The 22,495-nt window shown below is 62.4% G+C and carries 19 protein-coding genes; 10 read left to right on the top strand and 9 right to left on the bottom strand.

Features of this window, described 5'->3' with window-relative positions; genetic code table 11:
• The first annotated feature begins 182 nt into the window (after nucleotides 1–182).
• The 7 genes from ACZ5WT_RS16350 to ACZ5WT_RS16320 all read left to right on the top strand — a co-directional run bounded on the left by ACZ5WT_RS16350 (nucleotide 183) and on the right by ACZ5WT_RS16320 (nucleotide 7,597).
• Entirely contained in the window at nucleotides 183–1,232 is a 1,050-nt protein-coding gene (locus ACZ5WT_RS16350; protein ID WP_464284830.1) for a septal ring lytic transglycosylase RlpA family protein, read from the top strand.
• A 42-nt stretch (nucleotides 1,233–1,274) separates the two neighbouring features.
• Nucleotides 1,275–2,420 (top strand): D-alanyl-D-alanine carboxypeptidase family protein, encoded by a 1,146-nt coding sequence (locus tag ACZ5WT_RS16345; protein WP_464284829.1) that lies wholly within the window; start codon nucleotides 1,275–1,277, stop codon nucleotides 2,418–2,420.
• Nucleotides 2,421–2,671: 251 nt separating this feature from the next.
• Nucleotides 2,672–3,409, top strand: coding sequence for a dTMP kinase (gene tmk, locus ACZ5WT_RS16340; RefSeq protein WP_464284828.1), 738 nt, complete (start codon nucleotides 2,672–2,674; stop codon nucleotides 3,407–3,409).
• The gene (locus ACZ5WT_RS16335; RefSeq protein ID WP_464284827.1) at nucleotides 3,406–4,434 is read left to right on the top strand and encodes an AAA family ATPase; all 1,029 of its coding nucleotides are present in this window, start codon (nucleotides 3,406–3,408) and stop codon (nucleotides 4,432–4,434) included. The genes tmk and ACZ5WT_RS16335 overlap by 4 nt, the downstream gene beginning before the upstream one ends.
• Nucleotides 4,431–5,981: a methionine--tRNA ligase gene (gene metG / locus ACZ5WT_RS16330; RefSeq protein WP_464284826.1), complete on the top strand. Its 1,551-nt coding sequence runs from the start codon at nucleotides 4,431–4,433 to the stop codon at nucleotides 5,979–5,981. The genes ACZ5WT_RS16335 and metG overlap by 4 nt, the downstream gene beginning before the upstream one ends.
• On the top strand, nucleotides 5,982–6,758 hold the full coding sequence (locus ACZ5WT_RS16325) for a TatD family hydrolase (protein ID WP_464284825.1): 777 nt from the start codon (nucleotides 5,982–5,984) through the stop codon (nucleotides 6,756–6,758).
• Nucleotides 6,759–6,760: 2 nt separating this feature from the next.
• Entirely contained in the window at nucleotides 6,761–7,597 is an 837-nt protein-coding gene (locus tag ACZ5WT_RS16320; protein WP_464284824.1) for an MBL fold metallo-hydrolase, read from the top strand.
• A 3-nt stretch (nucleotides 7,598–7,600) separates the two neighbouring features.
• On the opposite strand, the gene ACZ5WT_RS16315 is transcribed toward ACZ5WT_RS16320, so the two are convergent.
• The 9 genes from ACZ5WT_RS16315 to ACZ5WT_RS16275 all read right to left on the bottom strand — a co-directional run bounded on the left by ACZ5WT_RS16315 (nucleotide 7,601) and on the right by ACZ5WT_RS16275 (nucleotide 17,634).
• Nucleotides 7,601–8,602, bottom strand: coding sequence for a TIGR03842 family LLM class F420-dependent oxidoreductase (locus tag ACZ5WT_RS16315; protein WP_464284823.1), 1,002 nt, complete (start codon nucleotides 8,600–8,602; stop codon nucleotides 7,601–7,603).
• A gap of 103 nt (nucleotides 8,603–8,705) precedes the next feature.
• Nucleotides 8,706–9,491 (bottom strand): ABC transporter ATP-binding protein, encoded by a 786-nt coding sequence (locus tag ACZ5WT_RS16310; protein ID WP_464284822.1) that lies wholly within the window; start codon nucleotides 9,489–9,491, stop codon nucleotides 8,706–8,708.
• Nucleotides 9,488–10,501: a putative F420-0 ABC transporter permease subunit gene (locus tag ACZ5WT_RS16305; RefSeq protein WP_464284821.1), complete on the bottom strand. Its 1,014-nt coding sequence runs from the start codon at nucleotides 10,499–10,501 to the stop codon at nucleotides 9,488–9,490. Before ACZ5WT_RS16305 ends, ACZ5WT_RS16310 begins: the two co-directional genes overlap by 4 nt.
• Entirely contained in the window at nucleotides 10,498–11,445 is a 948-nt protein-coding gene (locus ACZ5WT_RS16300) for a putative F420-0 ABC transporter substrate-binding protein (protein ID WP_464284820.1), read from the bottom strand. Before ACZ5WT_RS16300 ends, ACZ5WT_RS16305 begins: the two co-directional genes overlap by 4 nt.
• A 4-nt stretch (nucleotides 11,446–11,449) precedes the next feature.
• Nucleotides 11,450–12,274 carry a coenzyme F420-0:L-glutamate ligase gene (gene cofE / locus ACZ5WT_RS16295; protein WP_464284819.1) on the bottom strand — a complete coding sequence of 275 codons (825 nt, stop codon included), beginning with the start codon at nucleotides 12,272–12,274 and terminating at the stop codon, nucleotides 11,450–11,452.
• A gap of 15 nt (nucleotides 12,275–12,289) precedes the next feature.
• Nucleotides 12,290–13,306, bottom strand: a complete 1,017-nt coding sequence (fgd, locus tag ACZ5WT_RS16290) for a glucose-6-phosphate dehydrogenase (coenzyme-F420) (RefSeq protein WP_464284818.1) — start codon at nucleotides 13,304–13,306, stop codon at nucleotides 12,290–12,292.
• A gap of 131 nt (nucleotides 13,307–13,437) precedes the next feature.
• The gene (locus tag ACZ5WT_RS16285; RefSeq protein ID WP_464284817.1) at nucleotides 13,438–15,456 is read right to left on the bottom strand and encodes a TRAP transporter large permease; all 2,019 of its coding nucleotides are present in this window, start codon (nucleotides 15,454–15,456) and stop codon (nucleotides 13,438–13,440) included.
• A 5-nt stretch (nucleotides 15,457–15,461) separates the two neighbouring features.
• Nucleotides 15,462–16,676 (bottom strand): type 2 periplasmic-binding domain-containing protein, encoded by a 1,215-nt coding sequence (locus ACZ5WT_RS16280; RefSeq protein WP_464284816.1) that lies wholly within the window; start codon nucleotides 16,674–16,676, stop codon nucleotides 15,462–15,464.
• A 301-nt stretch (nucleotides 16,677–16,977) separates the two neighbouring features.
• A complete protein-coding gene (locus ACZ5WT_RS16275) occupies nucleotides 16,978–17,634 on the bottom strand; it encodes a TetR/AcrR family transcriptional regulator (RefSeq protein ID WP_464284815.1) in 657 nt (218 codons plus the stop codon).
• Here ACZ5WT_RS16275 and ACZ5WT_RS16270 point away from each other — a divergent pair.
• Genes ACZ5WT_RS16270 through ACZ5WT_RS16260 form a run of 3 tightly spaced genes read left to right on the top strand, consistent with a single transcriptional unit; the run spans nucleotide 17,615 to nucleotide 22,421 of the window.
• Nucleotides 17,615–20,092: a CaiB/BaiF CoA-transferase family protein gene (locus tag ACZ5WT_RS16270; protein ID WP_464284814.1), complete on the top strand. Its 2,478-nt coding sequence runs from the start codon at nucleotides 17,615–17,617 to the stop codon at nucleotides 20,090–20,092. The genes ACZ5WT_RS16275 and ACZ5WT_RS16270 overlap by 20 nt on opposite strands.
• A 15-nt stretch (nucleotides 20,093–20,107) precedes the next feature.
• Nucleotides 20,108–20,908, top strand: coding sequence for a crotonase/enoyl-CoA hydratase family protein (locus ACZ5WT_RS16265; RefSeq protein ID WP_464284813.1), 801 nt, complete (start codon nucleotides 20,108–20,110; stop codon nucleotides 20,906–20,908).
• Nucleotides 20,909–20,918: 10 nt separating this feature from the next.
• Complete coding sequence (locus ACZ5WT_RS16260; RefSeq protein ID WP_464284812.1) at nucleotides 20,919–22,421, top strand: acetyl-CoA acetyltransferase; 1,503 nt, start codon at nucleotides 20,919–20,921, stop codon at nucleotides 22,419–22,421.
• The last annotated feature ends 74 nt before the right edge of the window (nucleotides 22,422–22,495 follow it).

The raw sequence follows: 22,495 nt of genomic DNA, 5'->3' as shown, positions 1-22,495 counted from the left end.
GCAAGGTCAGGATTGCTGTCGCATCATTTCCGGCGATGCTTCTCACATATGCGTCAAAAGCGACAGCGGGCGGTAACAGTCTGTTGTCCTTAACCTCCTCTAAACCAGAAAAATGTTCCTTGCGGGCACGAGTGGCCGTCTCGCGTTACAATCGGCGCTCGCAGTGTAGAACAGCGTAGAGTTTGAGTATTTTGACGACGCCCGCCTGGCACAAAGCCATCCGTTATGTCGCCCTCGCGACCCTGATTGCCCCGATGATCGCTGCCTGTGCCAGCGGTGGAACGGGGGCAACGGTCAAGCGCGCTGCCTTTACCTCGTCAGAATACGGCGTCGGCGTTTCGCCGCGTGTCAGCCGCAGCGCTAATCCGCCCAAGGGCGGTGGCCGCTATCAGGTCGGCAAGCCCTATACCGTGCGCGGCAAGGTCTATACCCCTGCCGAGCAGCCCGATTACGTCGCCTCCGGCGGTGCCTCCTGGTATGGCTCCGATTTCCACGGTCGCCGCACCGCCAATGGCGAAATCTTCTCGGCCAATGCCATCACCGGCGCGCATCCGACGCTGCCGCTGCCATCCTACGTCCGCGTGACCAACGCCGAAAATGGCCGTTCGGTCATCGTGCGCGTCAACGATCGTGGCCCCTACATGCCCGGCCGCATCATGGACCTATCGCATCGTGCCGCTGAAATGCTGGGCTATGTGAACAAGGGCCACACCGAAATCACTGCCGAATATGTCGGTCCGGCGCCGCTCGAAGGCGACGATACCCGCATGCTGGTCGCCAGCTACAACGGCCCGGCAATCAATTCCGGCGGCACCCAGTTCGCCTATGCCGACAACACCAATTCGCTGGCCGATATCGCCGGCAATTTCTTCGGCGGCCTCTTCTCCTACGCTGATACCACGCCCCAGCAGCAGGATGCTGCCATCGGCTCTGCCCATGCCGCGGTTAACGCCATGGCGACCCAGACGCCCGATCTCAACGATTGGGTGCAATCGGTCGATGCCGATGAGCGCAACGTCAAGATGGCGCTGGGCGTCTTTGCCGATCAGGACAACGCCATCGCTCTGGCCGAGCGCTTCGCCGTTCTGGGCGCAGTGTCCGAAGAGCAGGTGACTGCAAATGGCCGTCCGGCGACCCGCCTGACGCTGACCTATCTCAAGCCGGGTGTCGCCCGTTCCGATGCGACTGCTCTGGCCCGCGAACTTGGACTTGGAGACATAGTTCTCTATTAGTGGGTGACGGAGACAATCCGGCGCTCAAAGGATAGGGCAAACGTGAGACGGATCTGGGCGATTTTGACGGTGGTGCTGGCGGTAACCGCGCCGGCATTTGGGCAGGCGCAGTTCGACACCAAGGCGAAGTTCGCCATCCTGATGGACGAGCAGTCCGGCACGGTCATCTTCCAGAAAGACGCCGATCTGCCCATGGAGCCGGCCAGCATGGCCAAGCTCATGACCATCGCCGTGGTGTTCAACGAGGTCCGCGACGGCCGCGTGCACATGTCCGATGAGTTCTTCGTTTCCGAACATGCATGGCGCACGGGTGGCGCACGCTCCGGGGGCTCCACCATGTTCGCCGAACTCAATTCCAAGATTTCCGTCGAAAATCTCGTCCGCTCGGTGATCATCCAGTCGGGCAATGACGCGGCCATCGTGCTTGCCGAAGGCATTGCCGGTTCGGAAAGCAGCTTCGCCGCGATGATGAACGAACTGGGCGAGGAAATCGGGCTCGACGGCTCGCACTTCACCAATCCCACCGGCCTGCCGGACCCTGACATGTATGTGACGGCGCGCGATCTGGCCGATCTCGGGCGCTACCTCATCCGCGAATTCCCTGAATACTACCACTACTTCTCCGAGCCGGAGATGGAGTGGAACGGCATCAAGCAGCCGAACCGCAATTCGCTGGTCGAGCTGGGTATCGGCGTGGATGGTCTCAAGACCGGGCATACGGAAGCTGCCGGTTACGGGTCGGTGATTTCGACCAATGAAGGCGGCCGCCGTCTGGTCGCCGTGCTGCATGGCCTCACCTCAATGGCGCAGCGCACCGAAGAGGGCCGCAAGCTCATCACCTGGGGCGCACGCGCCTTCGAACGCGTCGCTGCCTACGCCGATGGCGCGGTGGTGGCCTATGCAAATGTCTATGGCGGCACCAGCCCCAGCGTCGGCCTGGTCGGGGAGGGCGAAGTGGCTCTCTATCTGCCGCGCGGTTCGCGCAAGTGCCTCAGCGCCTCGGTGGTCTATACCGGTCCGCTAATGCCTCCGGTCACCCAGGGCGACAAGATCGCAGAACTGCGCGTGTTCTGTGACGACCAGCTCGTCCAGGTCGCCCCGCTCTACGCCGCCGAATCCGTCGGCCAGGGCGACATCGTCCGCAAAGCCACCGACGCCCTCAAGCAGCTGGCGTTGGGCTGGCTGTAGGCTTCCTCCAGGTCCATCAGTCAGGAATCTCTCCCCCCTGTGGGAGGGAAGCGAGATAGGATTTAGCGTCGCTAAATCCGTCATCGAGCAGGGTGGGGGTATCTCTCCACGAGTCCGATGCTCGCGACACACCCACCCCTTATTCCCCCCACGAGGGGGAGACTGAGTTCTCTAAGTCAAAGCTGATCCAAAGCCCTCCTTACTTGACGAGCGCGCCTCAGTTGCATAGCCCTCGGGTCTGCCCCGAGGTGATGACGGGAGGACGTGATCTGATCGAAGCAATTGAGCCCGAAGACATGCTGCAACAGGCACCAACTCCTAAAGCCAATCGCGCCCGGTTCATCACGTTTGAGGGTGGCGAGGGCGTGGGCAAATCCACCCAGGTCAAACGCCTGCTGCACAATCTGCAGCAGCACTCGATCGAGGCTGTTCGCACCCGCGAACCCGGTGGCACGCCCAAGGCCGAGGCCATCCGCTCCTTCATCCTGCAAGGGCGCTCGGAAAGCTGGGGTCCCGGTGCCGAGGCCGTGTTGTTCGCCGCCGCCCGCTACGATCACGTCACCCAGTTGATCGCGCCCAACCTGCGCAATGGCATCTGGGTGCTGTCCGATCGCTTCCACGATTCCACCCGCGCTTACCAAGGCCTGACCGGTGGCGTGGATGAGAAGCTGATTGCTGGCCTTGAATCCCTCGCGCTCAACGGCAACACGCCCGACCTCACCATCGTGCTCGATATGGATCCCGAAGCCGCCTTCAAGCGCGTCGCCGAGCGCGCCGTCGAGGATGGCCTGGCGCTGACGGGCGATCGCTTCGAGAAGGAAGAGATCGACTGGCACAAGCGCCTGCGCGATGGGTTCCTCGCCATTGCGCGTGACAATCCCGACCGCTGCGTTGTCATCTCCGCGGCTCAGTCCGAGGATGCGCTGGAAGCCGCGATCTGGGAGGCTGTGTGCCAGCGCTTCCCTGAAGTGCTGGGAGCACCGGCTTGAGCGATCCAGACGGAATTGCCGATGTCGCGCCGCCCGAGCGCCGCCAGCGCGCCCGTGGCCACGATGGTCCGCGCGCTGCAATTCTCAATCAGCTCGCCATTCGCCGCCTGCCGGGCGCCATCCTGCTGCATGGACCCCAGGGCATCGGCAAGGCGACCTTTGCCTTCGAGCTGGCTGCTGCCATCCTGACGGCTACTGGCGATGAGGAAGGCCATCGCGTCGAGGAACAGATCGCGGCCATGTCGCATCCGAACCTCTTCCTGCTGCGCCGCCGGCCAAAGGACGCCAAGGGTTTTTACACCGTCATCCGCGTCGAGGATGTGCGCGACCTGCGCGACAGCCTGCATCACACGCGGGGCAGGGCGGGCTTTCGCGTCGCCATCATCGATAGCATCGACGATTGCAATCCATCGGCCGCCAACGCGCTGCTCAAGACGCTCGAGGAACCGCCCGCCGACACCATCTTCCTGCTGATCTCGCACCGGCCGGGTCAGTTGCTCCCCACGATCAAATCGCGCTGCCACAACCTGGCGCTCCGCCCGGTCGGCCCTGACGATGTTCGGGCCGTTCTGGTCGAGCATGATCCCTCGCTGGGGCAGGCCGAGCTTGACCGGGCAGTCGCGCTGGCCGGGGGGCGCCCGCGCCGGGCGTTCGAGACCCTGGCGCTGGAGGCGGACTCCGCCTTGAGCGCCCTGCAACAGTTTCTGGCCAATCCAGGCGCCCACGGCTCAGCCGTCGCGATCCGTCTCGCCGAAGTGTTGGGTGCCGATACGCAAAGTGCCGAACTCAGCTTTGCGCGCGAGATGCTCGACGACTGGATGGCAGACGAAGCCCGCAACGCCGCCATGCAGCCGGGTAACCGCATCCGCCTTGCCTCGGCCACTGAGCTATGGGACAAGGCACACACCCTCTTCGCGGAGGCCGACAGCATCAATCTGGATATGAAACAGACGCTCGTCGCCATTTTTGACGCGATCAGGAAGCATGTTCTGACAACCGCCTCCGTTCCTGCCGAGCACCAATGACCTCTAAGCCGTTTTACGTCACCACTGCGATCTCCTACCCCAATGGCGCGCCGCACATCGGCCACGCCTACGAGATGATCGCGACCGACGCCATCGCCCGCTTCAAGCGGCTGGAAGGCCGGGAAGTCTACTTCCTCACCGGTACGGACGAGCACGGCATCAAGATGGTGCAGACCGCCGCCGCGCAGGGTATCACGCCGCGCGAACTGGCTGACCGCAACTCAGCAGAATTCAAGCGTTTGGCTGCGCTTCTTGAAGTGTCGAATGATGATTTCATTCGCACCACTGAAGAGCGCCACCACAAGTCGAGCCAGGCCATCTGGAAGACCATGGCCGAGAACAACAACGGCGACATTTTCCAGTCGACCTACAAGGGTTGGTACTCGGTTCGTGACGAAGCCTATTTCGACGAAGAAGAGCTGACCGAAAAGGACGGCAAGCGCTTTGGCCCGACCGGTGCCGAAGTCACTTGGGTTGAAGAGCCGACCTATTTCTTCCGCCTCTCGGCCTATCAGGAAAAGCTGCTGGCGCTCTACGAGTCCAATCCCGATTTCATCGCTCCCAAGGAGCGCCGCAACGAGATCATCTCGTTCGTGAAGAGCGGCCTGCAGGATATCTCGATCTCGCGCACCACCTTCGACTGGGGCATTCCGGTTCCCGGCGCCGATGGTCACGTCATGTATGTGTGGGTCGACGCGCTGACCAACTACATCACCGGCGTCGGCTACCCCGATGAGAACAGCGAGCTGTTCAAGAAGTTCTGGCCGGCGGACCTGCACGTCATCGGCAAGGACATCATCCGTTTCCACGCCGTCTACTGGCCCGCTTTCCTGATGAGCGCGAACCTTGCGGTGCAGCACCGCGTCTTCGCCCACGGTTTCATCACCGTCGACGGCCAGAAGATGAGCAAGTCGCTGGGCAACGTCATCGACCCATTCGAGATGGTCGAAGAGTATGGCGCCGATGCCATGCGTTACTTCTTCCTGCGCGAAGTGTCCTTCGGTCAGGACGGCGACTACAGCCGCGAAAAGTTTGCCAACCGCATCAATGCCGATCTCGCCAACAACCTGGGCAACCTCGCCCAGCGCTCGCTGTCGATGATCAACAAGAACTGCGATGCCAAGGTCCCGACTCCCGGTGCCTACACCGAAGCGGACGAGGCTCTGATTGCCGAAGTCGGCGAGGCCATCGAAGCGGCGCAGAAGGCCATGGATGAGCAGCTGGTCCACGAAGCGACCGGCGCGCTGATCGCTGCCCTCAGCTCGGCCAATAACTACTTTGCCGCGCAGGAACCCTGGGCGCTGAAAAAGACCGATCCGGAGCGCATGGCCACCGTACTCTACGTTACGGCCGATACGGTTCGCCGTCTGACCATTCCGATGCAGGCTTTCGTTCCTGCCTCGGCGGCGCGTTTGCTCGACCAGCTCGGTGTGCCGCAAGAAAATCGCATGATTTCTGACAGCAAAGTGTCAGCATGCTTGAAGCCGGGGCTTGAACTTCCGGTGCCGCAGGGCGTGTTCGCCCGCATCGAGCGCAAGGCCGAATAGATGCTGATCGACAGCCATTGCCACCTCGATTTCGAGGCCCTGGCCAACGATATCGACGGCGTGCTGGCGCGCGCCGCCGCTGCTGGCGTCACCGGAATGGTGACGATATCCACACATGTGGACAAGTTTTCCACATACGCTGCGATTGCGGAACGTTTTGAGAACGTTTGGTGCTCGGTGGGGACGCATCCCCACCACGCCGATCAGGAATTGCATATACAAACGGATGATCTTGTCCGGCTAAGTGCCCATCCCCGTTGCGTTGCTATCGGTGAAGCGGGTCTCGACTACTTCTACGACAACGCCCCGCGCGAGGCCCAGGCGACCGGTTTGCGCCGCCACATTGCGGCCGCCCGGATCACCGGTCTTCCACTGGTTATCCACAGCCGCGCTGCTGATGAGGACATGGCCGCCATCCTCGAAGAGGAAATCGCGCTGGGGGCATTCCCCTTCGTTCTGCATTGCTTCACCGCAGGTCAGGATCTGGCCCGCCGTGCTCTCGCATTGGGCGGATACATCTCGTTTTCGGGCATTATCACCTTCAAGAATGCTGAAGAAATTCGTGAAGTCGCCAAATTCGTGCCGGCCGACCGCTATCTCGTTGAAACTGATGCACCTTATCTGGCGCCGATCCCGCATCGCGGGCAACCGAACGAACCCAGCTTTGTGCGCCACACCGCCGAGAAACTGGCCGAAACCCGGGGCATTTCGCTCGAGCAACTCGGCCAGGAAACCACCGCTAACTTCGCCCGGCTCTTCGCGAAAACCGGTCTCTGATCATGCCGGCGGCCCAACGGATCATCGCGACCATCCTGGGCTGCGGCTCCTCGGGCGGCGTTCCCCGCATCGGCAACAGCTGGGGCGCCTGCGATCCCGCTGAACCGCGCAATCGGCGGCTGCGATGTTCCCTTTTGCTGGAAGGGTTTAGCGAGGGGAGTGACACCCCAACCCGCATCGTCATCGACACCGGATGCGACCTCCGCGAGCAGCTTCTGGCGGCCAATGTCGATCGCGTAGACGCGGTTCTGTATACCCACGCGCATGCCGACCACACCCACGGCATCGACGATCTGCGGGTTCTGGCATTGCACAATCGCCGCCGGGTCGATGTGTATTTCGACGCGGTGACGGGTGCCAGACTATTGGAATCATTCGGTTATTGCTTCGTCTCACCGGCAGGCAGTGACTATCCGCCGATCCTCAATGCCCATGAGATCGCCGTTGATGACGTGCTGACGGTCGACGGCCCGGGTGGCTCGATCACCGTCACGGCCTTCGAGCAGACGCATGGCAACATCTCGTCGCTGGGCTATCGCATTGGCAATACTGCATATTCCTGCGACCTGTCGGACCTGCCAGAGGCCTCTCTGCCAGCATTAGAGGGCCTCGATCTCTGGATCATCGACGCATTGCGGCCGACGCCCCATCCGAGCCATCTCAGCCTGCCCGAAACCCTTGGCTGGATTGAGAAAATGGCCCCGCGTCAGGCCGTGCTGACCAACATGCATATCGATCTCGATTACGCCCGCACCGACGCAGAAACGCCGGCGCATGTGACGCCGGCGTTTGATGGGATGCGGATCGATGTGACCAGCGGAACGATCCTGAACCGCTGAGGCCTACCGGAACGCCGGAATGACGTGTCGCCCGTAGTTGGCGATGATCTCTTCTTCGTCGCCGCTATCCAGGTAGATGTTGAACTGTGTCACGCCCGCTTCCTTGAGGGCATGCATCTTGGCGATGTGGTCCTCCGGCTCGCCGAGGACGCAGAAGTTCTCAACCACGTCCGGCGTGATGAAATCGAGGAACGGGTTATCCGACTGGCCGTGCTTGGAATAGTCGTAGCCCCGGCGCTTCTCGATGTAGCTGGTGAGGCTCTTGGGGATCTGGTCGTTGTCGGCGCCGTATTTCTCAACGATATCAGCGACATGGTTGCCGACCATTGCGGGGAACCACTTGGTCGCCTCGATGGCGCGGGCCTTGTCGCCGAAATAGGCGGGAGCAGCGGCCATTGAGCGGAAGTTTGACATGTCGCGGCCAGCAGCCTTGCCGGCGTCGATGCACTGGTCGGTGAACCACTTGCAGAGGCCGGGATCGGCGAGCTGGAGGACGACGCCGTCCGCATGTTCGCCGGCCGTCTTCAGTGCCAGTGGGCCATAGGCGGCGATCCAGCTGGGCATTTCGTGGCCAACGGCCCAGGGGAATTTCACCGGGGCAGGGATCTCGCCATAGGAAACCTCTTCGCCGCGCACCATGGCCTGCGTCTTGGAGATGAATTCGGCAACGCGGGCCAGCGTCGCTGGCTTCTTGCCCATGACGCGCATTGAGCTGTCGCCACGGCCCACGGCCAGATCGAAGCGGCCACCGCTCTGCTTGGAGAGCGAGCCGAAAATGGAGGCGGCCACGGACCAATCGCGCACGTCCGGATTGGTGACCAGCGGGCCGAAGCGCATGTCCTTGGTGTGTTCCATGCACATGGCAATAGCGGCGTAACAATCGCGCCAGAGAATGTGCGAGTCGTAAAACCAGCAGTAGCTGAACCCGGCATATTCGGCAGCGCGCACCAAATAGCGGGCGCGATCGGCCTCAATAAAGCCCTTGAAGGTAATGCCGAATTCCATGTGCGCCTCCCACGTCCATCGATTTGGAAATTTGACCGTTCGATCAAATTTTTGAGTTGCTACCGCGTGATTGTCAATCGCAATCCGCGCGTCTTGTATCGATTTACTCCGGCACGTCGTATGCGATCATCGGGCGGCCAGTGCGCGGGTGGTGAACCAGCGTTGCATCGACACCGTAGACCTGCCGAAGGAGGCCCGGAGTGAGCACCTCTGCTGGCGTTCCCGAGGCAACCAGCCGACCGTGATGCAGGACGACGAGGGCATCGCAGAAGGCCGCTGCCAGGTTGAGGTCGTGCAGGGCCAGAAGCACTGTCGCCCCGGCGCGAGCCCGCCGGCGCAGCAGGTCGAGGGTCGCCAGTTGTGCGTGGACATCCAGATGGTTGGTCGGCTCATCCAGAACCAGCAGGCGGGGGTTCTGGGCCAGTGCGCGGGCGATGTGCAGGCGCTGCTGCTCACCCCCCGATAGGGTGTGGTAGAGGCGATTGGCGAAGGCCAGCATGTCGACTTCGGTTAGTGCCGCGTCGACCAGCGCGTTGTCTTCGCTCGATGCGGCCGACTGCCAGACCGACTGGAACGGAATTCGTCCCAGCATCACGACTTCCCGAGCCGTAAGCCGCGCGTCGGTGCCGCCGGTTTGTTCAACGAATGCAGTGCATCGCGCCCGGGTGCGGCGGGGCATGGCGAGCAGGTCGCCGTCGTCAAATGAGACATTGCCGCTGGACAGCGGTGTCAGGCCGAGGGCAGCACGCATCAGGGTGGATTTGCCAGCGCCGTTCGGGCCGATCAGGGCGGTTACCTTGCCCTCGTCAGCGGTCAGGTTGACGCTCTCGAGAATTGATTGGGCGCCAAGGTGAACGCTGGCACCGGTTATGGTCAGCGTGCGGCTCATGTGATGCGCCTGTAGCGGAGCAGCACCAGGAGGAAGATCGGCGCGCCGAGCATGGCCGTGATGATGCCCACCGGCAGTTCGCGAGGCGCAAACAGTGTCCGGGCCGCCGTGTCGGTCCACACCATGAAGATGGCGCCCACCAGCATGGCGACGGGCAGGAGCAGGCGATGGCGTGAGCCAGTCACCAGCCGGGCAACATGGGGAATGATGAGGCCGACAAAGCCGATAGCACCGCCAATCGACACCAAAATGCCCGTGAGCAGTGCCGTGCCGCCAAGCAGCAGCCAGCGCAGCTGGGCGACGTCTACCCCGAGCGCCGCTGCGGCCGTGTCGCCGAAGGCAAAGGCATCGAGCGCGCGGCCGGACAGCAGAACCGGCAGGCCGGCGATGGCCAGGGCGCCCAGGACGAGCAGCGCGTCGGACCAGACGACGCCGCTGAGCGAGCCCATCAGCCAGCCAAGGATTTCGCGATAGGAGTCGCCGGTTGCCGACCAGAAGATCAGAAATGACGTGCCAGCGGCCGCGAGGGCCGAGACGGAAATGCCCGCGAGGATTGCCCGTGTGGGCGTTGCGCCGCCAAGCAGTTGGGTAACCAGCAGGGTCAGCCCCATTGCGAGGCCGGCTCCAAGGAAGGCCCCTAGCGACATCAGCAGGCTCGCTCCCAGCAGCAGGAAGGCAACGGCCCCAAGGGATGCGCCAGAAGAGAGGCCCAATAGGTATGGGTCGGCGAGCGGATTGCGGGTGAGGGCCTGCATGACCGCGCCGCAAAGGGCCAGACCCGCTCCGATGGCGGCGGCGGCGAGCACGCGCGGCAGGCGAAGCTCCCAGATGATGGCATCGCGCAGGCGTCCGGTCGGACTCTCGGCCAAGAGGCCCAGGTGATGGGCGATGGTCTGCCAGACTTCGACCGGGGCAATGTCGGCCGGGCCAAGGGTCACTGCCAATATGATGCTGACCGCGAGAAGCGCCAGCAGGCCAAGGCTCAACGTTGCCAGGCCTGCTTGGTTCACGGCGTGAAACCGAGCCCTGCGAGTTGTGCCGCCATGTCGACGGTGGCGCTCACGTTGCGGACACCGGCTTCGGCGGCGGGGAAGGGAATGATGAGGTAGCGCTTGTTGATCACGGCATCGAGGCGGCTGGTGATCGGGTTTTCAGCGAGCAGGGTCTGCTTTTGGGCCGCCGAATTGCGCGCAGCGTCAACCAGCACAATGACGTCGGGGTTGGCATCCACTATGGCTTCCCAGCTGGCCGATACCCAGCCATCGTCCACGTCGCCCATGATGTTCTTGAGGCCCAGCGCCTCAAGCATCATCTGCGGCGCGTTGTTGCCGGCCCCGACATAGGGCTCCTTGGTGCCCGAGGAGTACCAGAGGGCGGTGAGGCCGCGCGTATCGGGTTTGACCGTGGATAGTGCAGCGCGCTGCCCGGCGATCAGGGCATTGGCGCTGTCGGTGGCGTCGAACATGGCGCCAACCTGGGCGATTTCGTCAAACACCGCATCAAATGTCAGCTTGGGTGGCCTCACCGAACGGCAGGCCGGAGGCGAAACGTAGCTGGCGACGCCAAGGTTGGTCAGGATGCCGCGCTCGCCTGCGCCATCGGCGGAGAAATTGCTCTCCCAGCCGCCATAGACGAGATCGGGCTCGGTCGCGAGGACGACTTCCTGCGAGGGCAGCTTTTCCGCGAGGACGGGCAGGGCAAGGGACTGTGCCGTCCAAGGCTCGGGCGCGGGACCGTCCTGAAAGCTGACGCCGACAATCCGGTCGCCAAGGCCGAGGGCCAACAACATTTCGCTGCTGGTGGAGCGAATGGTCACGACGCGCTGCGGCGCCGCTGGCAGGGTGACCGAGACACCGCAATTGTCGAGGGTGAACGGGTAGGCCGTCTGCGCGAACGCGGCGCCGGAAGACGCCAGGACAAGTGCAGCGGCGAATAGGGAGGGCAGGGTGCGCATGGGGTCAGTCCTGTTTGACGCGTTTGTCCTGGAGGGTCTTCTGGTCGCGCATTTCGGCCATGGCGGCATCGTAGCCCAGCCGATAGGCCTCGGCCGAGCCGAAGCGGAACATGTCGTCGTCCACCGAGCGCACGAGGGTATGTGCGCCCGGCGCGTCGACTGCCGTCACCAGGCGGCCGAGGCCGCGCACGATGGCGACAGGGATGCCGCTGGCCTTGCCTTTGACCAGATCCGCGGCGCCAGCGATTTCGTCGGCCAGCACGGTGATCGTGACCTGGAGTGGGCGGCCATTGGCATCGACGCCGCCACGCAGATCGTCGGTGACGATCATCCCGGCAGCCCCGATCGCCACATCGGTTTGCCCGACGCGCCAGGGGCGGCCAAAGGTGTCAGTAATGATGACGCCCAGCGAAAGGCCATAGTGCTGACGCAAGGCCGAGCACAGCTCGCGTGCCGAACGATCAGGGTCATCCGGGAGGCGCAGGGCTAGGCCATCGGGAACGTTGGATGTGTCGATGCCGGCGGCGGCCATGATGAGGCCATGGCGGGTTTCGACGATCTGGGTGACGCCGCCGGGATGCACGCGCTCGGCGACAACCCGCACGGTGTCCTCGGCAATTGCCTTGTCGCGATCCGCCACCGGCACCTGCCGGCCCTCTGCCTTGGAGACGATCTTGCTGGTGACGACGAGAATGTCGCCATCCTGCAGCGCTGCTTCCGGGTCGCCGGACGCCGAGGCCTCAATGGCGCCTGCGATGAGGGCGGCCAGATCGTCGCCCGCACCAACCTCCGGCAATCCTGAAACGCCCCAGACTGTGTAACGTGGCATCGTCATCGTCTTGGCCTAACTCGCTGGGCTGTTCGGCGTCAGTGCGCGTAGCCGCGGGAGGATCTCCTTGGCATAGAGCGCGATGAACCGGCTCTGGTCTTCGCCCGGCGCATGGAAGACCAGATGGTCGAAACCATAGTCCATATAGGTCTTGATTGCGGCGACGTGTTCGTCGGGATCGCTGGAGACGATCCAGCGCTTGGCAATCCTCTCGATTGGGAGCTGCGCGGCAAGACGCTCCATTTCGGCGGGGTCTTCGATCGAGTGTTTCTCTTCGGCCGTCAGCGAGAGCGCAGCCCAGCCGCGCGTGTCGTTGAGCGCGCGTTCATGGTCGGGGTCAAAGGAAACCTTCACCTCGATCATGCGCTCGAATGGCTGGCCGGCGCGGTCGGATTCGACGCGTCCGGCGGCGACGTTGGGCAGAAGGGTATCGACATAGAGCTCAGCGCCCTTGCCCGATGTGCAGATGAAGCCGTCGCCCGCGCGGCCAGCGTATTTCGCATTCAGTGGACCAGCGCCCGCGAGATAGATGGGGACCATCTTTTCCGGCCGGTCGTAGATGGTCGCGTTCTGGGTGCGATAGTATTCGCCCTCGAAGGTGACGCGATCCTCACTCCAGAGCTGGCGGATGAGTTTGACGGCCTCGCGCAGGCGGGCGGACCGTTCCTTGAGTTCGGGCCAGACCATGCCGGTCGAGGGCACTTCGTTGAGTGACTCGCCGGTGCCGACACCGAGAATGACCCGCTCGGGAAACATAGCGCCCAGCGTACCGAAGGCGTGGGCAACGACGGATGGATGCAGTCGGAAAGTGGGCGTCAGGACCGACGTGCCGACCACGAGTTTTTGGGTACGGGCCAGCGCGGCAGCCATCCAGGATGGCGCAAAGGGCGCGTGGCCGTCCGTGTGTTTCCAGGGCTGGAAGTGATCACTGATGAAGGCGGTTTCGAAGCCCGCCTCTTCCGCCTCGATGGCGAATTGAAGCAGCTTGTTCGGCGCGAATTGCTCCGCCGAAGCCTTGTAACCGAACCGCATAGTGACCTCCCCAGATCTCCACCTCGAATGATACTTTTGACCAAGTGGTCAAAAATGTCCACTGCTTTTCGGTGAGGTTTTGCGGGAGCGTTTCCGGCAAGAAAAAGGGGCGCCGGAGCGCCCCTTTTTGCCTATCGCCCGGACATGGAGTCCGGCAGCCACGTAGCCACTTCCGGGAAGAAAATTAGCAGCAACGCGACGAGGATGGCGATGGGCATGAACCCGGCGACTGCCATGAACACGTCACCGAGACTCACCTTCTCACCCAGGCTGACCGATTTCTCCTGCATCAGATTGTGGATGATGAAGGAGAGGATGCCGACCGGCGGGGTGAGGATGCCGAGTTCGCCCATGAAGACAGCGAAGACGCCGAACCACAGCAGGGAGATCTGCATTTCGTGGAGGATGGGGATCAGCAGGGGCACGGTCAGCAGCAGGATCGGCAGCGGATCCATGAACATGCCGAGGATCAGGTAGGCCACCATCACGATGAGCAGGAACTGTACGCGGTCGAAGCCCGCATTGCTGATCCACGCAGCGAAGCCGTCGGCAAGGCCAGACAGGGTCAGCATGCTCGACAGGATTTCGGCGCCGATGATCAGCAGGAAGATGCTGCCGGTGACGATGACGGTTTCCATGCTGGCTTCGAGAATGGCCTTGCCGGCCTTCTTGCCCATCAGTAACAGCGTGACGAGAACGGCGCCACAGGCACCAGCTGACCCGGCCTCAGTGGCTGTGAGGACGCCGGAATACATGCCGCCCAGGACAATGCCGATCAGGACGGGCAGGGGCCAAACGGCGGCCATGGAGGCCCAGCGCTCGGACCAGCTCGTTTGAGGACCGGTATCGACTTGAGCGGCGTTCTTGCCGCGGCCGACAACGCTCGGCATCACCAATGCCAGCACGACCATGGCAATGCTGAAGACTACAGCGACCATCAGGCCTGGCAGAATCCCCGCCATCAGCTGGGGGCCGATTGGAACTTCAGCAATACCAGCATAGATTATCAGGAAGGTGCTGGGTGGGATCAGCTGACCGGGCAGACCCGAAACCATCACGGAACCGATGGCCAGACGCTTGTCGTACCCCGCCTTGAGCATTTCGGGCACGCCGATGCGGGTCAGCGCGTAGGTGGTGGCGATGGTCGAACCGCTCACTGCTGCGAGGCCGGTGCCAGCGATATTGGTGCTGACGGCCAGACCGCCCGGCAGCCAGCTCAACCATTGGCGGGCTGCAACATAGATGCGAGTGGTGAGGCCGGACTTCCAAAGCAGCAATCCCATGAAGACGAACATCGGGAGCACGGAGTAGGTCCACTGGGCCACGGCTTCATAGGGCTCGGCTTCCAGCATGGTGTAGACGGCGCGCGGCCGCACCGCATAGATGCCCAGCAGGCCGGGAATGGCCAATGCAAAGGCCACCGGCACCTTGAGGAACAACAGGGTGAGCATGGCGACCAGGGCAGCGGACGCGATGGCCTGCCGCGAGTCGAGGGTGAACATCAGCCAGCAGGATCCGCCCAGAAGCGCCAGGATGATGCCGCGCACGATCCAGTCGCGGACCGCATTGGGGTGTTCGATCTTTGTCGGCGGCGGAAGCGCCTCTTCGTCCTCAGCGCCGCCATGAAACGCCTGGGGCTGGCCGTTCAGAACCCGCCAGGCTGAGTATGCGAGCATGCCGCAGATCGCTGCGAAGGCTATAGGCGCGGCAAAGGTGGCGGGCCAGACGATCAGGCTCTGCGAACCGGTGATCACGCGCCTATTGATCGAAAAGCTGTGCGTCGCTTCCTCGAGGGTGAAGAAGGCGAAGAGACCGCAGACGGCAACGCATAGCAGGAGGCCACCAATGACAACTTCACGTTGCACGCGAAGCGGCAGCTGATCGAAGACGATATTGGCCGATATATGCCGATCAAAATACTGCGCCAGGATAAAGCCCGAGAACGCGATCACGGGCATGTACCAGGCGGCGACGATTTCGTTGGTACCGCGCACGGGCGCGTTGAAGCCATAGCGCATCAACACGTTGAGCAGGACATGGCTCATGAGGAGGACGATGGCCGCCGCGGAAAGGAACTGGATAGCGGACAGGCCGAGAGTGCGCAGGTTGCCGATGGCAACCTGCGGGGAGACGGTGTCAGAAGCGCTCATCCCCGTTACTCCGGACGGTATTGCAGCATGGTCTCTTGGTAGAGACGGTCAATGTAGGGCGTGAGGTCGATGGCGGCATCATCATACCAAGTGCCGAAGTTTGGCCAGCCTGGGTCCATGGCGGTGTAACCCAGTTCTTCGACGATGCCGTCCCACTTGGTGGAGGCGGCAAGCAGGGTATCCACCACCGCATTGCCGTCGTCGAAATAGGGGCTTTGGCGCAGGTCGTTCAACAGCTCGTCGTTGACGGAAGCGAGTTGATCATTTGCAGCCTCATCCATCACCTCAACTTTGCCGCCGCTGCTTGCCGCAATCTGCAGGCCTTCCTGCGCGCCGAGGTAGAGCGTTCGGATGCTGGCATCGATGTAGACCTTCTGGAGGTCGTAGAGGAGCTGGCGGGCTTCGAGCGGGATCTCTTCCCAGAATACCTGGTCGAAGGCGACGTTGGTCGCGGTCAGTGCGAAATTATGGTCGCGAACCGTAGTGTGGTACGGCGCGACGGGAATAATGCCGGCGACAACGGCCGTGCTCAGATTGGTCAGGGCGCAATCGATGATGCCCCGCTGCAGGCCCTCGAACATTTCGCTGTAGGGGAGCGAGACGTTGGCTGCGCCGATGCCTTCGATCTGGCGCGCATGCATTACGCCGCCGGTGCGGGTCTGAACGCCTTTCAGATCGGCCAAAGTGCTGCGGGGCTCGCGGCAGAAAAGACCGCTTGGGTTGACTCCGCTGACGACGAAGCCGGGTTCGACGCCATAGTCGCGCTGCTCTTCCCAGGCACGCTCGTTCGCATTGCCGGTTTCGAGCATCATGCCCCAGCTTTGCAGCACGCCGGCGAAAGGCAGGGCGTTGGATGCGAAGGTCAGATCGACCAGCGCGGCGCTGGTTGGCAGATTGGACGGATCATACTGGGCGATTACGCCGCCATAGGTGATGCGGCCATCGGCAATCGCGGGGGCCGTGTTGCCCTGCATGATCGCGGAGCCGTAGACGATCTTGACCGTGATCTTGCCGCCCGACCATTCCTCAACAGCGGCAGCATAGCGTTCTGTGGGCAGGCTGTTGGCATTGCCGGGCGAGGACACCGACTGCATGACCATCTCGACGGGGTCCATGTCCGCAAGGGCCGCGATGAAGTCTTCCTTCGGCGCTCCGTAGGGCACGCCTTGTGCCATAGCCGGGGCGGCCGCGACGAGCAGCGCACCCAATGATACGGCCACGATCGAAACGTAAGAAGTACGACGAGTTGAACTCGTAAGATGCCGAGCGCGCATAGACACGACCCTCCCTTGGCATGTCTGGATTATTGGAGCATGCCGCGTCGTTGGACCGTGCCCGTTCAGGGTCTTTATTTCGCTCGGCCCCCCCTCCCAAGGGAAGCCAAATCGCTGGTCTGCATTACAGACGGCATGCGTCCATAATATGCGCGTTCGACTGCCGCGCAAGGGGGCAGTCGGGTTCCCTGAACGAAAATCTGATGCTCAGGAATAATCAGGTAGAAAAATCAGAACGTTATGCCGCTCATTCGACTTTGGTCTGCGGCGAACTGTCTCCTCGGGGCGCCGTGAGAGCGCGCATCATGAACTCAACCAGATCCTCGATGAACTGCCTGGCTTCGGGTTGATCATGGTTCATCGGCTGCATTTCGATCCGTGCAACCCGGGACGTGATGGTGCCCATCAGCATGTTGACCAACAGGTCGACATTCTCGTCCGGCGATAGCCCGCCTCGATCGACCCAACGCTCCAGAATCGAACGGATGGCCTGAGTCGTCCTGCTGGCAAACGGTGTTGCCATCTTGCGGAACTCTTCGTCGCGCCGCCCATCAACCTGCATGTGCAGGACGATATTTGAGGTCGTGTAGCGCCACATGGCGAATTCGGCGACCGCCAGAATATCCCCCTTGAGGGAGCCCGTATCGATGGCGGAAAGCGCCGACCAGCGGGTTTCAAAGGTCGCGACCAGCAGTTCTTCGCGCGTCGGCCAACGGCTGTAGAGGGCAGCTTTTCCCACGCCGGCGAGCTTGGAAATCTGCTCGAAGTTGAACCCGCTCCATCCGGCATCGGAATAAAGTTTTATGGCGGCCTCATAAACCTTTGATTCCAAAAGAGGGTCTTTGGGCCTTCCCCTCCCGGAAGCAGGGCGTTTTGCGACAGGCTTGGCAACGGGCTCTTGCATCGACTCTCGTTTGACGTATTTTGGACGGGCATCGTCCGTTAATAGGTGCTTGGTTTATCCATATGCTAGGAAGGGAGGCCCTGCAATGAATACGACCCTGGATCGGCCATTGTCAGGCAATTACGTGCTTGATTTTGTTCCGGGTCCGTTCGCAGCGATCGGGAGGACGCTAGCAGAACTTGGCGCAGAAGTAGTGCGAATCGAACCGCTTGGCGGACAGGTAGATCGCCCTCTCGCTGGAAATCGTTCTGAAGTCATCGAATTCACGGCGTTGAATGCCGGTAAGCGCAGCACAGTTATCGATCGCGATAATCCAGCCGATATTGCCAAGCTGGCGGGAATGATTGATCGAGCGAGCCTGGTGCTGCTTGACGCGTCGCCCAAGGCTGCGTTTCCGCTTTCGCCCAGCGAGCTGCGCAGGGATCGACCAGACCTCGTGGTGATGTCGGTTTCCGATTTCGGCGTTGGCAACTCATTCTCATCCTGGTCGGCGACTGACCCTATCTTTTTGGCCCTCTCCAGCGAATTGGCCCGATCGGGCCTGACGGGGAGGGCGCCTTTGGTTCCACCCGCCCAGATTGGCTTGGGTGCGTCGGCGTCTCAGGGCGCCTATGTGGCATCGCTGGCGCTGTTCCATGCGGTCCGGACGGGGCAGGGCGGGCATCTGGACTATTCGGCGCTCGACGGCGCCAGTCAGGCGCTGGACCCGGGATATGGCATTGGTGGTAGTGCCGCATCGGGCACCCGGCCCAGCGACTTGCCACGGTCTCGCCCGCCGCGCGGTGTGTTTTACCCCATCCTCAAGTGCAAGGATGGCCATGTGCGCATCTGCGTGCTGTCGCCGCGACAGTGGCAGTCGATGTTTGCCTGGATGGGAAGTCCCGCCGAGTTCGCGGACCCGAAATACAACAAACTGCACGAACGGTTTGGCTCAACGACGCTTAATCCGGCGATCGAGGCCTTCTTCCTGACCAAGACCCGCGCCGAGCTGGAACTTGAGGGCGAGCAAAATGGCGTGCCGATCGGGGCGTTGCTGACGCTGGAAGAAACTCTGCAAACCGACCAGATCGCTGCCCGGCAGGCCATCATCGAAACGACAACGCCAGACGGTGGCTCGGTGCATCTGCCGAACGGCGTGATGGTGATTGACGGCCACCGCGTCGGGCCGAAGGCAGGGGCGCCTGCGCTTGGTGAATATGCAGGGACCGTCGGAGGAGGAAAGAAGCAAGCGGCCGCGGACCATGCTTCAGATGCCCGTCCTCTGGCAGGTATCAAAGTGCTCGATATGGGAGTCATCGTGGTGGGCGCGGACCAGGGGCGACTGTTGGCCGACCAGGGTGCCGACGTCATCAAGGTGGAGGCCCGCGCTTTTCCCGATGGCTCGCGTCAGTCCATGTCGGGCGAGGCCATTTCGATCAGCTTCGCCGTTGGTCACCGCAATAAGCGGGGCCTGGGCGTTAATCTGAAACATCCCGAAGGCCGCGCGCTGTTTCTGAAACTGGCCGAGCAGGCCGACATCATCCTCTCCAACTTCAAGCCGGGCACGCTCGACAAGCTCGGTCTCGGCTACGATCAGATTAGCGCCATCAATCCTGGCGTGGTGATGGTAGACAGCTCGGCGTTCGGCCCCACGGGGCCGTGGAGCGGTCGAATGGGCTATGGCCCGCTTGTGCGCGCCAATGCCGGGCTCACCGACAAGTGGCGCTATCAGGACGATCCCGAGAGCTTTTCGGACTCGGTGACGATCTATCCGGACCACACGGCCGCCCGCTTTGGGGTGATCGGCGCGCTGTCGCTGCTGAACCGCAGACTGCGTACGGGGCGGGGTGGCACGGTCTCGATCGCGCAATCCGAAATCATGCTGGGTCACATGGCCATCGATATTGCCAAGCTCAAGGCTGGCATCAGCGACGCTCCGCCCGATGCCCCCTGGGGGCTGTATCCCTGCAAGGGGGATGACGAGTGGTGCGCTGTTACCGTGCGTAACGATGCCGATTGGCAGGCACTGTGCCAGGTCATGGGGGCCGCGGATCTTGCGCTCGATCCGCAGCTGCAAACTGCGGACGGGCGGCGTGAGCAGGCGGCTCGCATCGAAGGGTGGGTGAAGGCCTGGCTGGCCGACAGGACGCCGCGCGATGCCATGCATCTGCTGCAGAAGGCGGGCATTCCGGCTGGGATGATGATGCGCGTCGCTGACCTTCCGGAGTGGGACTACTTCCGCCAGCGCCGGTTCTTCCGCAGCGAAATCCACCCGCATATCGGGGCGGAAATGCTGGCGGAGAATGCTCCGGTGCAGTCGACGCATTTGCCCGATCCGCCGGTTCGCGCAGCGCCCCTCGTTGGCGAGCACACGGAAGAAGTCGTCGCCGACTGGCTCGGGCTGGACGCTGAGCAAATTAGTCGTCTCGTCGCGGATGAAATCTTGGAAACGCCCCTGCAAAGCCAGGCTGCGGAATAATTGGGAGGACGAATAATGCAGCACGCCAACACGGCAGTTCTGGTTGAAAAGCGCGGCCACGTCATGATTGTGACGATGAACCGGCCGGAAGCCCGCAACGCGGTCAACGTCCATACCCATTTGGGGATTGGTTTGGCCCTCGAAGATGCAGAGGCCGATCCGGAGATCCGGGTCGTGATCCTGACTGGGGCAGGGGACAAGGCATTTTGCGCCGGGGCCGACCTCGTGGCGGTGTCGCGTGGGGAAAGCCTGCAGCCGGACGATCCGGCACAGGCCGCCTGGGGCTTTGCCGGCTTTGTCTCGCATCCCATTTCCAAGCCAATCATTGCGGCAGTGAATGGCTTCGCCCTCGGTGGCGGCACGGAAATCTCGCTGGCCGCAGACCTGGTGGTTGCGGCCGACACGGCCTTCTTCGGCCTGCCGGAGGTCAAGCGAGGGATTATCGCCGGTGCCGGCGGAGCGTTCCGCATTATCCAGCAACTGCCGCGCAAGATCGGCATGGAAATGCTGCTGACCGGGGAGCGCATCAGCGCTGAGCGCGCCTATGAACTGGGTTTGGTCAACAAGGTGGTGTCCTTCGACCAGCTGATGGAAGCGGCACTGGAGCTGGCCGCGCGCATTGTCGTCAATGCGCCGCTTTCGGTGCAGGCCTCGAAGCGTATCGCCATGGCCATCGATGATGGGCGCATGGCTGCCGACGACGCGCATTGGGGACGGACGATCCGCGAGATCGGGCCATTGATGACATCGGAAGATGCCAAGGAAGGTCCGCTCGCCTTTGCACAAAAACGCGAACCGGTCTGGAAGGCGCGATAGGGAGAGAGCCATGAGCATGGATGCAGAACGAATTGCAGTCATCGTCGGGGTTGGCGAATTTTCCGACCGGCCCGAGAATCCTGACCTCGGTCTCGACTCTCGCGGGTTGATGAAAAAGGCGCTGGAGGCGGCCGATACCGACGCCGGCGGTGGTTGGCTTGGCGACATCGAGTCCCTCGCTACTGTGGACCAGATCTCCTGGCCGCAACTCGGCGAGATCGCACCGGCACTGGCCGCCAGCATTGGCGCCAAGCCCAAACTGCTCTCCACGACCGAGCAGGCCAATGGCGATAGCCCTGTGCTGCTGTTGAATGAGGCGGCAAACCTGATCGGGGCCGGGACGGTCAAGGTGGCGGCCGTGGTCGGCGGCGAGGCCCTGCGCACCGCCGCTCACTTTGCCAAGAAGGCGGCTGCAGAAGGGCGCCCCCAGTTCAGCACGGTTGCCGACATGTCGGCCTCGATGAGCCCGCCATATCGCCGTCGCTATGGGCTCAACGGCCCGGTCGATGTCTATCCGCTCTATGAAAACGCAGGACGCGCTGCCTATGGGCAGACTCTCGCCGAAGGCCAAGCGGAGTCCGGTGCGATCTGGTCGCGCTTTGCCGCGGTGGCCAAGGATACGGATGGCGCTTGGCTGCGGAAGGGCGCAACATCAGAGGAAATCCAGACGCCGTCGCCCAGCAATCGGCCAATCTCGCACCCGTATAACAAGCTTATGGTTGCCAACAGTTCGGTCAACCAAGGCGCCGGCTATATCGTCACCAGCCTCGCTGAAGCGCGCCGGCGCGGTGTCGACGAGAGCAGGCTGATCTATATCGGCCTTGGCGCCGCTGCGCATGAGGATCACGAGCCGCTTTATCGTGACCGCTATGACCGTTCACCGTCGATGATCGTTTCGATCTCCAAGACCATGGAGCTCAATGGCCTGACCAACGCCGATCTGGATCACGTGGAGCTCTATAGCTGCTTCCCATGCGTTCCGAAGATGGCGCGGCGCGTGCTCGATTGGCCGCTCGACAAGCCGGCCACAGTTTTTGGCGGGCTGACCTTCGGCGGTGGGCCAATCGGCAATTACATGGCTCACGCCGTGGTCAATATGGTCAAGTTGCTGCGCCAGGGCGGCACCTATGGCCTACTTTTCGCCAATGGCGGCTTTGCCACGCACAATCACTCGATTGTGCTGTCAAACAAGCCCATGGATCACGCCCGGTTTCCGCAGGACTTCAACTATCAGGCGGTGGCCGATCAGGCGCGGGAGGAAATGCCGCGGATCGACGAGAGCTATGAGGGGATCGCGACTATCGAGACGTTCACCGTTCTCTATGATCGCGAGGGCAGGGCGCGTCACGGCGTTATTGTCGCTCGCACACCCGATGGTGCCCGGACTTTGGCCAAGGTGCCCGCCGAAGATGAAGCCGGTATCGCTTTCCTGACCGATGGCAATGCCGAGCCTGTCAACAGTCATGGGCGTATTGCCAGGGCCGATGGCGGTGACCATATCTGGCATCGCTGAGTGAATTTCGGCGTTGCATCGGCGGTCTGACTGTACCAAACCAGCCGGACAAAATTTCAGACCGGCCGCGTCTC

The organism is Devosia sp. T2-14 (assembly GCF_055397495.1).
The sequence above is the reverse complement of the archived record's forward strand: the minus strand, read 5'-3'. Positions and strand labels throughout refer to the sequence as shown.